The sequence below is a fragment of the Streptomyces sp. NPDC079141 genome, assembly GCF_040686775.1.
Lineage (GTDB): Bacteria > Actinomycetota > Actinomycetes > Streptomycetales > Streptomycetaceae > Streptomyces.
Window position 1 is genome coordinate 325,427 of sequence record NZ_JBFBLP010000001.1, and the last position, 12,081, is coordinate 337,507.

A 12,081-nucleotide genomic window follows, 5' to 3' on the forward strand; every position below is an offset into this window, starting at 1 on the left:
TCAGCCCTTCATGCCGGAGGTCGCCATGCCTTCGACCAGCCTCTTCTGGAAGACGAGGAAGCAGATGAGCGTGGGCAGGAGGGCGAGTGTCGACATGGCGAACATCGCGCCGTACGAGGAGCCGCTGGTCTGGTCGAGGAAGAGGGTCAGGCCGAGGGGGACGGTGAACTTGTCGTTCTGCTGGAGGTAGACGAGCTGGTGCAGGAAGTCGTCGTAGGTCCAGATGAAGGTGAAGATCGTGGTGGTGATCAGGGCCGGCTTCATCAACGGCAGGATGATCTTCCAGTAGATCTTCCAGGGGTTGGCGCCGTCGACCATGGCGGCCTGGTCCAGCTCGCGCGGGATGGAGCGGATGAACTGGACCATCAGGAAGATGAAGAAGGCGTCCACCGCGAGGAACTTCGGCACGATCAGCGGCAGGAACGTGTTGATCCAGGTCAGGTTGTAGAAGATCGTGTACTGCGGGATCAGCACGGCCTGCGTGGGCAGCATCAGCGTGCCGAGCATCAGGCCGAACCAGATCTTCTTGCCGCGGAACTCGAAGCGCGCGAAGGCATAGGCGGCCAGTGAGCAGGAGATGACGTTGCCGATCACCGCGCCGATCGTGACGATCAGCGAGTTGGTGATGTAGAGCGAGAAGGAGTTGCCGGAGCCGCTCCAGCCCTCGGAGTAGTTCTCCGGGCGGATCGCGTTCGGGATGAGCCCGGGGTGGGTGAAGATCTCGGTGTCGGGCTTGAAGGAGCTGCTCAGCATCCACAGCAGCGGGTAGAGCATGACGACCGCGACACCGATGAGCACGGTGTGGATGAAGATGCGGCGGGTGCCGGTGGCCGAGCGGAGCTTGTGCAGCGGTGAGGCGTTCAGGGCGGACATGGTGGGAAGGACTCCTCGCTCGGACATCAGTCGTCGTAGTGGACCCAGTAGCGGCTGGCGATGAAGTTGACCGCCGTGAAGCCTGCGATGACCAGGAACAGCACCCAGGCGAGCGCCGAGGCGTATCCCATCTGGAGGTCGGTGAAGCCCTTCTTGTACAGGTAGAGGGAGTACAGCATGGTCGAGTTGAGCGGTCCGCCCGAGCCGTTGCTGATCACGAAGGCCGGGGTGAACGTCTTGAACGCGTCGATGATCTGCAGGACCACATTGAAGAAGACGATCGGAGTGAGCAGCGGCAGCGTGATCCGGAAGAAGCGAGTGATGTTGCCGGCGCCGTCGATCGCGGCCGCCTCGTACACGTCCTTCGGCAGCTGCTTCAGACCCGCCAGGAAGATCACCATCGGGGTGCCGAACTGCCAGACGGCCAGCAGGATCAGTGTGTAGAGCGCGGTGTCCGGGCTGGAGATCCAGTCCTGGCCCTCGATGCCGAACCAGGCGAGGAAGTCGTTGAACAGACCGTCGCCGCCGAAGACCTGCCGCCACACGATGGCGATGGCCACCGCGCCGCCGAGCAGCGACGGCAGATAGAAGGCCGCCCGGTACAGGCCGATGCCCCTCAGGTCGCGGTTGAGCAGCATCGCCACGGCGAGGGCCAGGGTGAGCTTGAGCGGCACGGAGACCAGGACGTACAGGAGGGTGGCGTGCACCGAGTCCCAGAAGACCGGGTCCTCGGTGAACATCCGGCTGTAGTTGTCCGCGCCGACCCACTGCGCGGGGGTGAGCAGGTCGAAGTTGGTGAAGGACAGGTACAGCGAGTCGAGCATCGGGTAGATCGTCAGCCCGAACAGACCGACGAACCAGGGGGCCAGGAAGAGGTACGGCCACCATCCCCCGCCGCGCCGTCTGGCGAGGCGGCGGCGCATCCGGTCGCGCTCCCGCTGGTCGGACGGGGTCGCCGGAGCCGACGGCTCCGTCACGACCTCGTCGATCTTCGCGGTGGTCATACTCATCTCTCCCTGGCCCTCTCCCGGTCTTTCAGACGTCCGCTGCGGCGTCAGCCGCCAAGAATCCCGGCCGCCTGGTCGAAGAACTCACCCAGCTGCGCCTTGATCGACTTCTTGCCGAAGGCGACGGCGAGGTTCGACTGGAACAGCAGGTCCCAGATCTGGTCGGCGCCCTGCGGCGGCGGCACCGGCGCGGGCAGCGCGTTGGACGCCTTCGAGACGCGCTGGGCGATGTAGTCCGCGTTCTCCATGTTCAGCTTGTCGGTCTCGGTCAGGTCCGCGGCGATCAGGCCCCGTGCCTTCTCGGTCGGCGGGATGCCGCGCAGCAGCTGCATGTCCTTGATCGCGGTCTCGTTCTGCGCAAAGAAGGCGATGATCTTCACCGAGTCGGCGACCTTCTTGCTCGCCTTGGTGGCGCTCAGCAGCACGCCGCCGTTGACGAAGTTGCCCTCGCGGGCGCCGGAGAAGTCGCCCTGCGGGGTGGGCAGGAAGTCCAGCTGCGCGTCGGTGATGGAGCCGCCCGCGCCGTAGACGCCGGAGTCGAAGGTGAACAGGGCCTTGCCGATGACGACCGCGTTCTTGGTGAGGTCGTTGTGCGCGGCGGAGGTGATCGCCGGCGGCGGCGAGGCGTTCGTCTTGCGCATCTCCGCCCAGTACTCCCACCACTCCTGGAGAGTGTCGGAGGTGAAGCCGAGCTTCTTGCCGTCGTCGGAGAAGAAGGTCTGGCCCTTCTCCCGGGCGAAGATCTCGAAGCACTGGAGGGTGGAGCCGCCGCCGTCGTCGACGCCGTAGGTCTTGCCGCCGCTCTTCTTGTAGACGTCCTGGGCGACCTTCTTCAGGTCGGCCCAGGTCCACTCGCGGTCCGGCAGTTCCAGCCCGAGGTCCTCCAGGCCGGTGCGGTTGACGGTGAGCTGGTTGACGCCGATGCCGGAGGGAACGCCGTAGAGCTTGCCGTCGACGGTGCCGGCCGCGAGGAGGGTCTTGGAGAAGCCGGAGAGGTCCAGGCTCTTGCCGACGTAGGAGTCGAGCGGGGCGAGGACGCCCTTGCGGGCGTACTGCGCGACCAGCGCGGTGTCCATCTGGAGCAGGTCGGGGGCGCTGCCGCCGGCGATGTTGGTGTTGAACTTGTCGAAGTACCCGTCGTACCCGGAGTAGGTCTCCCGGATCTTGATCTTCGGGTTGTCCTTCTGGAAGGTGGCCAGCGCCTTCTTGTAGGCGTTGTGGCGGTCGTCGCTGCCCCACCAGGTCATGGTCAGGTCGCTGCTGGTGCTGCCGGCGCCGGTGCCCCCGCCGCAGGCGCTGAGCGAGCCGCCGAGCGCGCCGGCGACGGCGAGTCCGCTCGCGGTGCGGAAGAGGGTTCTGCGCGAGATCTGGTGACCCACCGGGTCCTCCCTGGATGTGCGTGACGGATCGCCCGGCCGGTCGATGCGGCTCGGATCCTTGTGGATGGCGCTTTCCGGCATGCGACCTCGCCCGGTCGCGCGGCCCTGCGGGTGGCGGTCCACGGCCGTCGTTCGGACCGTGACCGTGCGAGCACGCCCTCGCACGTCCCGCCGTACTCTGCCGTACGGCGTGCACCTCACCCAGAACCGGGTCCCGCCGGTTCAGAAAGCGCTTGTCCGGACATTGGCAGAAGCGCGGGGAGTCCGTCAATGCTTGACCGGGGCCGCGGCGGTCACGGTTTGGATTCCACGGGCCACCGCGAGACGGGTCGCGCCCACCACGGTGCCGCTGTCGCCGAGGGCGCTGCTGACGACATCGGTGGGCCAGCTCAGCCGGGCGAGTTCGGCCCGTACGCCGGGCAGCAGCTGCGGGTGCGCGCCGACGGCGCCGCCGAGCACGATCAGGCCGGGGTCGAGCACGGCGGCCACGGCGGCGGCGAGGCGGCCCACGTCGGCGGCGTGCCGGGCGACGACGGCGGCGGCCGTGGCGTGGCCCTGGTCGGCGAGGGAGAAGAGCCGCTCGGCACTGGCGGGGCACCGCCCGTCGGTGTCCTGCCAGGCCTCGGCGGTGCGGCGCAGCAGGGACCGCACGCCGATGTGTTCCTCCAGCGCTTCGCGGCGCGCCTCGCGGCCCTCGTCCCACGGGTAGGGCAGGCGGGCGACCTCGCCGGCCGCGCCGTTCGCGCCGCGCAGCACCTGCCCGCCGATGACGATGCCGAGGCCGATGCCGACGCCGATCCGCAGATAGCCGAAGGTGTCGCGGCCGCAGGCCGCGCCCTGGTGCAGCTCGGCGAGGGCGGCGCAGTTGACGTTGTTCTCCAGGTGGACGGGGACGCCGGGCGGCAGCGCGACGGCCATGGCGTCGTAGACCGGGCCCGCCTTGGCGGTCGCGGGGCGCATGCCCGAGCCGTCGTGGTCCTCGGTGGTGACGTCGCCGACCGCGACGACGACGGTCCGCAGCGGAGTGCTCGCGGGCAGTTCGTCGAGGGCGGCGCGCACGGTCTCGGCGGCCTGGGCGCGGGTGCCGGTGCCCTCGGCGAGCAGGGTGCCGTCCAGGGCGCAGCCGCGCACCTGGGTCCGGTCCGGGCCGAGATCCACGGCGAGCACGGCCCCGGAGGCGGGCCCGAGCCGGTAGACGGCCGCGCTGCGGCCGGTGGCGCCGGAGGCGGTGCCGGAGTGGGCCGCGAGTCCCGCGGCCTCCAGCTCGGCCACGGCGGCGGAGACGGTCGGCTTGGACAGGCCCGCACCGGCCGCCAGCTGGGGGCGGGTGGCCGTGCCCGCCCCGGCCAGCACGGCGAACACCGCACGCGCGCTCTCGCTCAGGTCCATGGTCTCCCCAGATCGTGCTGCTGCGGCCGGTTGACGGTCCGCAAGGATCCTTCGGCATCGGAAGTTTCGCGCCTCTTGACGCACCCTACTTCGTTAGTTAACTTCCTAACGAACTCAAGCGGTACTCGCCTGCCGCACTCCTTCAGAGGCCTGTCCCGAGGCTTCCCGACCGTCCTTCTCGCGGGCTCCGCGCGGCCGCTGCCGCGCGGACGGCCCGCCGCTCGGCGCCTGTTTCCGGGTGCCGTCCCGCGGCGCCGTTCTTGGGTGCCGTCCCGCGGCGCCTTTCCCGGGTGCCGCCCCGCGGCACCTCCGGGTGCCTCCCGTCCGGCACGGTTCGCCCGCCGTCGCAGCTTCGCGCAACGACGAAAGAGGATCCGTGCAGGACCCTTCCCCCGTGGCTCCCCTCGTGGTCGGCATCGACGTGGGTGGCACCAAGACACAGCTGCGCGCGGTCGTCGGCGACCACCGCGTCGCCGACCGGGTGCGCCCCAGCAACGGCTGGCGGCCGCACGACCCGGTGGCCGCCGCCGGCTGGCTGGCCGCACTGGTCGCCGACGCCCTGCCGGCCGGGGTGCGCCCTGCCGCCGTGGCGGTGGGCGGACACGCCTGTGAGACACCGCGGCAGTGCGCCCAGATCCGCACCGCCCTCCAACTCCACTTCGACGCGCCCGCGCTGGTCGTGGGCGATGCCGAACTGCTCGTACCCGCCTCCGGACTGGACAAGGGCGTCGGCCTGGTCGCCGGGACCGGTTCGGTCGCGGTCGGCCGCACGGCCGACGGCACGTTGGTGCAGGTCGGCGGTTGGGGTGCCGTGCTCGGCGACGAGGGCGGCGCGGCCGGTCTGGTCCGCGAGGCCGCGCGGGCCGTGTGGGCGGCGCACGACCGCGGGCAGGCTCCCGACGCACTGGCCGAAGGTCTCGTCGCCGGGTTCGGCGTCGCCGAAGTGCCCGCGCTGGGGGCGGCGTTGGAGGGTGTCACGGACGTGTCCGCCGAGTGGGGCCGGCATGCTCCGGCGGTGTTCGCGGCGGCCGAGGCGGGCTCCACCCTCGCCCGGGGCGTGATCGCCGACGCCGGCCGTTCGCTGGCCGGGCTCGTGGCGCGGCTCGCCGCGCGCGGGGTCGCGGTGGACGACGTGGTGGTCGCGGGCGGCACGATCCTGGCCCAGTCCGCGCTGTACGACGCCTTCGTGGCCGCGCTCGCCGAGCGGGTGCCCGGCGCTCGGCCGACACCGCTGCGGGCGGCGCCGGTCGACGGGGCGATAGCGCTTTCTAGTTCACTGCTCTGACACCTGCCGGTCGTCGGGCGATCCCGCGACCGACACAACTCGCCCGTAGATCTTCGCTCGTACGACTCGATCGCCGCGCGGCTCGTCCCACGCATCCGTCGGCTGTGCCGCTCATGACGCGCATCCACCGAATGTGTGGCTCATGACGCACAACCGCCGACCGTGCGGCTCAGGACGCGCATCCGTCGGTCGAGTCGATCACATCGATCTCCCGTCGCTCGGTACGGCCACGACGGCCGCACCGGGCCAAGGACTCCAGAGAGGCAGCCGCATGCCGTCATCCGCCGGGCACCGCTCCCCCGCGCCGGTCCGTGAACCCGCCGTGAACAGAAGGGGCTTCCTCAGGACGTCCCTGGGCGCCTCGGCCGGTGTGCTGGCCGCCCCCACCTTCGTGACGTGGCTGGCCGCCGCCGACGCGAAGGCCGCCACGCCGGCCGCCGCGTTCGTCGACTTCGTCGACGACTACCGGACGAACGTCATCACGAACCTCTCGGCCGAGACCAACGCGGTGGTCCGCATCCTCGGCGGCTTCGCCGAGGTGTGGAAGACCGGCGGCGCGTGGAACACCGGCACGCCGCTGAAGCCGGAGATCCTGCGCGCCAACATGCGCTACTGCGCCCGGGTCACGGCCCTGCGCACGGACGCCCAGGCGAAGGAGGCGTTCGTCTACGACCGCCAGCACCAGAGCTACTCGGTGATCGGCGGCCTCGGCCCGCTGGCCGAGCTGTACAAGTCGGGTGCCAAGGCGGTCACCTCGATCACGAGCGCCCCGGACGGCACCCCGGCCACGAAGATCAGCGACGCCGTACCCGCCGACGCCCCGGCCGGCTCGGCGCTCGGGGCGGGCTCGTACGACTCCGAACTCGGCCGCGTGGCCCGGCTCGTCGACACCGTGCGCGGCCCGTACGCCTCCAGCAACCCGGCCAAGCTCACCTTCCAGTACCCGCGCCCATGGCGGCTCAACGAGGACAGCGAGGTCGTCGACACCGGGCGGACGGACGCGTTCGGCTTCCCCGTCTACGACTCGGACGTGATCGTCGCCCCGCAGCTGCTGCGGCAGCGCGGCGAGAGCCCGGCCGACGACGGCGGCTTCCCCAGCGGGCACACCAACGCCATCCACCTGGCGGCCCTCGCGTACGCCTACGCCGTACCCGAGCGCTTCCAGGAGCTGGTGACCCGGGCCTTCGAGCTCAGCCACACCCGCATCGTGTCGGGCATGCACTCCACCGTCGACGTCATCGGCGGCCGCGTCATGGCCACCGCACTTGCCGCCGCCGCGCTCGCCGACCCGGCCAACGCGGAGCTGAAGCAGGCGGCACGCGCCCAGGCCCTTGCGTACTTCCAGGAGAAGACCGGCACGACGGCCGACACGCTCTACGCCTACGCGCACTCGGCCGGGACCGGCACGGACCCGTACGCCGACCGCGCCGCCAACGCCCGCACGGTCAAGCCGAAGTTGACGTACGTCCTCACCCGGCAGGGCGGCGGCGAGCCCCTGACCGTGCCGAAGGGCGCGGAGGTGCTGCTGGAGACGCGGCTTCCCTACCTCGACGCGGCGCAGCGGCGCGAGGTGCTGCGGACGACCGCGCTGCCCTCCGGGTACGTCCTGCTGGACGGCTCCGAGCAGTGGGGTCGGCTCAACCTGTTCGCGGCGGCGGACGGTTACGGCGCCTTCGACTCCGACGTCACCGTTGCGCTGGAGGCGGCGGCCGGCGGCTTCGGCGCGGCCGACAGCTGGCGCAACGACATCGACGGCGCGGGCGGGCTGACCAAGCGCGGCACCGGCACGCTCGCCCTGACCGGCCACAACCGGTACACGGGCGGGACCGTGCTGCAGGACGGCGCCCTCGTCGCCGGCTCGGCCCACGCCCTCGGCCACGGCGACGTCCGGGTGTCGGGCGGGTCACTGCGGGTCGCGACCAGGTCGACGGTGCAGCTCCACGGTATGTACGCGCAGGAGTCGTCCGCGCTGGAGGTGACGCTGCGTTCGGGCCGCGGGCCCGCCCTGGAGGTGACGCGGCGTGCGGTGCTGGGCCGGGGCAGCGTGCTGTCGCTGCGGCTCGACACCGAGAAGCCGCCGGCCGCGGGGGACACGGTGCGCGTCCTGAGCGCTTCGGCGCTTCGCGGTCAATTCGACCGGATCGAGCTGAACTCCGACACTCTGCGGGCCGTACCCGTGTACACGGCGGAAGGTCTGTCGGTACGACTCCTGAAGCGGTGACGCTTCTGGTGGCGGGAGCTGGTGCACAGTAGGCGCATGACGCGCCGCCGGACCACTCCCGCCACCTCGCGGCCGGTGCCACCGCGGGGCGGATGATGGCACGCGAACCGGACTCGCTCCTGGACGCCGGCACGCGCCCCGCCGCGCCGGCCGCCCCGCCGTCGCCACCGCCGCCCCGCAGGCCGTGGCTGGTGCCCCTGCTGGTGGTCGTCCTGCTCGCCCAGATGGCCGTGGCGATGGTGACGACCGCCGTGCAGCAGACGCCGACCATCGACGAGCCCGTGTACGTGGGTACCGCCGCCGTCTACCTCCACGAGCACAGCCTGCGCCTCAACCCCGAGCATCCCCCGCTGGGGAAGCTGGTCGTGGCGGCCGGGGTGGCGCTCGCCGATCCGCGCGTCGACGCCTCTTTCGAGGGCGACCAGGGGCAGGTGGGGCGGCATCTGCTGTACGCGTCGGGCAACGACCCGTGGCGCCTGATGCTGTTCGCGCGCCTTCCGGTGATCGTGCTGACGCTGCTGTTCGGGCTGGTGGTGTTCGCCTTCGCGCGCGAACTGGCGGGCTCGGTGGGCGGGTTGGCGGCGCTGGCGCTGTACTGCTTCTCCCCCGATGTGATCGCGCACGGCTCGCTGGCGACGCTGGATGTGCCGGCGGCGGGTTTCCTCCTGACGTCGGTGTGGCTGCTGTGGCGGGCGCGGCAAAGGCCCCGGCTGTTCCTGCCGCTGGCCGGGGCGGCGCTCGGCGCGGCCCTGGCCACGAAGATGAGCGCGCTGGCCGCGGTGCCGGTGCTGGTGCTCCTGGCCGCCGTGTCGGTGTGGCGCGGCGAGGCCGCGGCGGACCGGCGCCGGGCGGTCGTACGGGCCGTCGCGGGTGCGGCTGTCGTGGCGCTGGCCGCGGTGGCGGTCGTGTGGGCGACGTATCTGGTCGTCGATCCGCGGCTGCGCTGGGCGCCGCAGCAGCAGGTGCCCGAGGTGCACGGGCTGCGCGCGCTGGCCGTCGAGATGCTGCCGTTCCCGGAGGCGTACCGGGACGGGATGCGGATCCAGTTCGGCTTCGAGAACCAGCCGTGGCAGGGGTTCTTGTTCGGGCGGCTCTACACCGGCTCGCTCTGGTACTACCTCCCCGCCGCGCTGCTGGTGAAGACCCCGCTCGGCATGCTGGCCCTGTGGGCCGCGGGTGCCGTCGCGGTCGTGGCGGTACCGCGGCTGCGGCCCGCGGCGCCGTATCTGCTCGTTCCGACGGCGGTACTGCTCGCGGCGGCGATGCAGGGCTCGCGGGACTTCGGCACGCGCTACGCCGTGTTCGTGCCGATGTTCCTGGCGGTGGCCGCGGGCTGTGTCCTGGCGCTACGGGTGCGCTGGGCGCCGGTGGCGACGGGGGCGCTGGTGGTGTTCGTGGCCGTCAGCTCGCTGCGGACGTTCCCCTACTATCTGCCGTACTCCAACGAGGCGTTCGGCGGACCTGCCAGAACCCATCTGCGGCTGCACGACGCGGCCGTCGACTGGGGCCAGGACCTGGGCCGGCTGGCGGACCGGCTGCGCGAGCGGTACCCGGGCGAACGGATCTGGCTCGTGTACAAGGGCAGCGGCGTGCCCGCCTTCTACGGCATCGACGCCGCCGACCCCCGTGAGGTGCCCGCGCGGGACGTTCGGGGGCTGCTGGTCGTGTCGGACTCGTCCGTGGCCAAGGCGACCGGCCGACTGGCCGAGTTGATCAATAGCAGTCGTCCGATCGATACTGTCGGTCATTCGATCACCATCTATCGCCGGTGATCATCACGATCGGCCCCCGACGCCACGTGCGACCCCTCGCACCCGGTGTGCCCTCCTGCCTCGTCCTGCCCGCTTTCACCCCCTGGTCAGGACGGTGCGTGAGCTATGTTGAGGCACTGTGGAAGACAAAGGAGGAGCCCCGGTGCCATCGCCGCAGCAGGCACGCGCACAGGCATCCGCGATCACCTCGGGCAAGTCCGCTCCGGAAGCGGAGGCGTCCCCCACTTCCCAGCTCAGAGCGCTCTTCGACGGGCCTCATCTCTCCCCGGGGCAGCGGCGAATCGCCCAGTACCTGATCGAGCACATCACCGAGGCGGCGTTCCTCTCCATCACCGATCTCGCCGAGCGGGTGGGGGTGAGCCAGCCCTCGGTCACCCGGTTCGCCGCGGCGGTCGGCTTCAGCGGATACCCGGCACTGCGGGAGAAGCTCCAGTCGATCGCGCTCGGCACGCTCGCCGGCGGTCCCACCGCCGAGGAGAACAGCAGCAACGAACTCCAGGCGGCGGTCGACGCCGAGATCGAGAACCTGGAGAACCTGCGGCGTGACTTCGTCGACCCGGACCAGGTGATCGACGTGGGCCGCAAGCTGTCGCAGTCGACCCCGCTGACCATCCTCGGGCTGCGCATCTCGGCGTCGCTCGCGGAGTACTTCGCCTACGCGGCGCGCCGCATCCACCCCGATGTGCGGCTGGTGACGCGGGGCGGCAGCGTCGCCTACGACGCGCTGCTCCAGTCCCGCGAGGCGGGCGGCACCTGGGTACTGGCGTTCTCGATGCCCCGGCACGCCCAGGAGACGCTCACGGCGGTCCGAGTGGCGCGCAGCGCCGGTCTGAAGGTCGCTCTGGTCACCGACCTGGCGCTCGGGCCGGTCGCCGACGAGGCCGACGTCGTCTTCGCCACCGGCACCGGCTCCCGGCTGGTCTTCGACTCCTACGCCGCACCGGGCGTGATGGCCGCCGCGCTGCTCCAGGCCATGACCGACGCCGACCCCGAGCGCACCCAGGCCCGGCTGGAGGAGTACGAGCAGATCTCCGACCGGCACCAGTTCTTCCTGCGGGACTGAGCCTCAACAGACGCCGCCGGCACCGTCGCCAAACCGGTCCACAGGGGCATCATCCACCCCTTTTCGAGCATGAATGTTTTCATACGTCTTGCAAAGCGGACGGCATATATAAATACTGCTCCACGCCGCATCGCCCGCAGAAAGCCGACGGTCCGCTCATGCGCACGACTCCCCATCCGCCGTGCGCCTTCCGTCTGCCTTCCGGGCGTCATGACGAGCACCCGCAGCCGCCGTCTCCTACCCGCGTCGGTGCCCCGGGTGCTCGCCGGGGCGGCCCCGGTCATCCCCTAGGCCGGGGCCGCCCCGACTTCGTCGGACCACCCCTCACGACGCCGCACACCCGGAAGCGATCACCATGTCTGTGACGACCACGCGCATCAGCTCGGACTGGCCGTGCCAGGTCAAGACCCCCGGCAGCTACGACTGGGAGCGCTCGGCGGCCAAGTGGCTGCGCGAGCTGGTACCGGCCCGCTACGCCAGCTACCCGGCCCTGATCCGCCACCCCGTGCTGCTCGCCCGCCATGCCCAGATCCAGGTCCAGCAGGAGATCCGGGTCGCCCGCACCGCCCTCCAGACCGCACGGGCCGACCTGCCCGCGCTGGGCATGCCCGAGTCGGTCATCGAGCACACGATCAAGCTGTACGCGGCGGAGGTCATGCAGCTGCAGCACATCGCGCGCAGCGTGCGGGCGGTGTCGCAGGCGCTGGTCAACGGCCGCTGATCCGGGGGTGCCCGGGGTTCGGTGAGGGCCGGCGTCCGCTCAGGCGGGTTCTCGCACGGCCGTCGTCCTGCCTGCTCGCTGTCGCGTCCCGTCGCCGTCGCAACGTGTCGTAGTCGTCCCGCCCGCTCGTCGTCCCGCGTTGTGTCCCGCCCCGGCGGACCGCGGTCGCGTCAGTCGTCGTCCTTGTGGCGCCAGTACCAGAGCAGGCCCACGACGAGGGCGAGGAGGAGGATCCCGGGCAGCAGCAGCCCCGGGATGCGCGAGCCGTTCATGGAGCCGGCCTTCGGTTCGGGTCGCCGGACGCCGAGTGCGCCGACACGCGTCATCTTCTGCCCTGTCGCGCGCGGTCGTCCGCGTTTTCCGCTCCTGTT

At 71.2% G+C, this 12,081-nt stretch carries 10 protein-coding genes; 5 read left to right on the forward strand and 5 right to left on the reverse strand.

The window, feature by feature from the left end; genetic code table 11:
* The 4 genes from AB0Q90_RS01575 to AB0Q90_RS01590 form a co-directional block, all read right to left on the reverse strand.
* A complete protein-coding gene (locus AB0Q90_RS01575; protein ID WP_363163024.1) occupies positions 1 to 873 on the reverse strand; it encodes a carbohydrate ABC transporter permease in 873 nt (290 codons plus the stop codon).
* A gap of 26 nt (positions 874 to 899) precedes the next feature.
* Positions 900 to 1,877: a sugar ABC transporter permease gene (locus AB0Q90_RS01580; RefSeq protein WP_363163025.1), complete on the reverse strand. Its 978-nt coding sequence runs from the start codon at positions 1,875 to 1,877 to the stop codon at positions 900 to 902.
* Positions 1,878 to 1,927: 50 nt separating this feature from the next.
* On the reverse strand, positions 1,928 to 3,259 hold the full coding sequence (locus AB0Q90_RS01585; RefSeq protein ID WP_363163026.1) for an extracellular solute-binding protein: 1,332 nt from the start codon (positions 3,257 to 3,259) through the stop codon (positions 1,928 to 1,930).
* 267 nt (positions 3,260 to 3,526) lie between these two features.
* Positions 3,527 to 4,648, reverse strand: coding sequence for an ROK family protein (locus AB0Q90_RS01590; protein ID WP_363163027.1), 1,122 nt, complete (start codon positions 4,646 to 4,648; stop codon positions 3,527 to 3,529).
* 376 nt (positions 4,649 to 5,024) lie between these two features.
* Here AB0Q90_RS01590 and AB0Q90_RS01595 point away from each other — a divergent pair, with 376 nt between their 5' ends.
* The 5 genes from AB0Q90_RS01595 (at position 5,025) to AB0Q90_RS01615 (ending at position 11,710) form a co-directional block, all read left to right on the forward strand.
* Complete coding sequence (locus AB0Q90_RS01595) at positions 5,025 to 5,933, forward strand: BadF/BadG/BcrA/BcrD ATPase family protein (protein WP_363163028.1); 909 nt, start codon at positions 5,025 to 5,027, stop codon at positions 5,931 to 5,933.
* 271 nt (positions 5,934 to 6,204) lie between these two features.
* Positions 6,205 to 8,154, forward strand: coding sequence for a phosphatase PAP2 family protein (locus AB0Q90_RS01600; protein ID WP_363163029.1), 1,950 nt, complete (start codon positions 6,205 to 6,207; stop codon positions 8,152 to 8,154).
* A gap of 92 nt (positions 8,155 to 8,246) precedes the next feature.
* A complete protein-coding gene (locus AB0Q90_RS01605) occupies positions 8,247 to 9,926 on the forward strand; it encodes a phospholipid carrier-dependent glycosyltransferase (protein WP_363163030.1) in 1,680 nt (559 codons plus the stop codon).
* Positions 9,927 to 10,068: 142 nt separating this feature from the next.
* Entirely contained in the window at positions 10,069 to 10,989 is a 921-nt protein-coding gene (locus tag AB0Q90_RS01610) for a MurR/RpiR family transcriptional regulator (RefSeq protein ID WP_363163031.1), read from the forward strand.
* 355 nt (positions 10,990 to 11,344) lie between these two features.
* Positions 11,345 to 11,710: a hypothetical protein gene (locus tag AB0Q90_RS01615; protein ID WP_363163032.1), complete on the forward strand. Its 366-nt coding sequence runs from the start codon at positions 11,345 to 11,347 to the stop codon at positions 11,708 to 11,710.
* Between the two features lie 170 nt (positions 11,711 to 11,880).
* Here AB0Q90_RS01615 and AB0Q90_RS01620 read toward each other — a convergent pair whose 3' ends face one another.
* A complete protein-coding gene (locus AB0Q90_RS01620) occupies positions 11,881 to 12,036 on the reverse strand; it encodes a hypothetical protein (RefSeq protein ID WP_363163033.1) in 156 nt (51 codons plus the stop codon).
* Between the last annotated feature and the right edge of the window lie 45 nt (positions 12,037 to 12,081).

Bases quoted from the DNA above. Each gene is read 5' to 3' on its own strand.
- AB0Q90_RS01575 (WP_363163024.1), bottom strand. From the start codon at position 873: ATGTCCGCCCTGAACGCCTCACCGCTGCACAAGCTCCGCTCGGCCACC.
- AB0Q90_RS01580 (WP_363163025.1), bottom strand. From the start codon at position 1,877: ATGACCACCGCGAAGATCGACGAGGTCGTGACGGAGCCGTCGGCTCCG.
- AB0Q90_RS01590 (WP_363163027.1), bottom strand. From the start codon at position 4,648: ATGGACCTGAGCGAGAGCGCGCGTGCGGTGTTCGCCGTGCTGGCCGGG.
- AB0Q90_RS01600 (WP_363163029.1), top strand. From the start codon at position 6,205: ATGCCGTCATCCGCCGGGCACCGCTCCCCCGCGCCGGTCCGTGAACCC.
- AB0Q90_RS01605 (WP_363163030.1), top strand. From the start codon at position 8,247: ATGATGGCACGCGAACCGGACTCGCTCCTGGACGCCGGCACGCGCCCC.
- AB0Q90_RS01615 (WP_363163032.1), top strand. From the start codon at position 11,345: ATGTCTGTGACGACCACGCGCATCAGCTCGGACTGGCCGTGCCAGGTC.
- AB0Q90_RS01620 (WP_363163033.1), bottom strand. From the start codon at position 12,036: ATGACGCGTGTCGGCGCACTCGGCGTCCGGCGACCCGAACCGAAGGCC.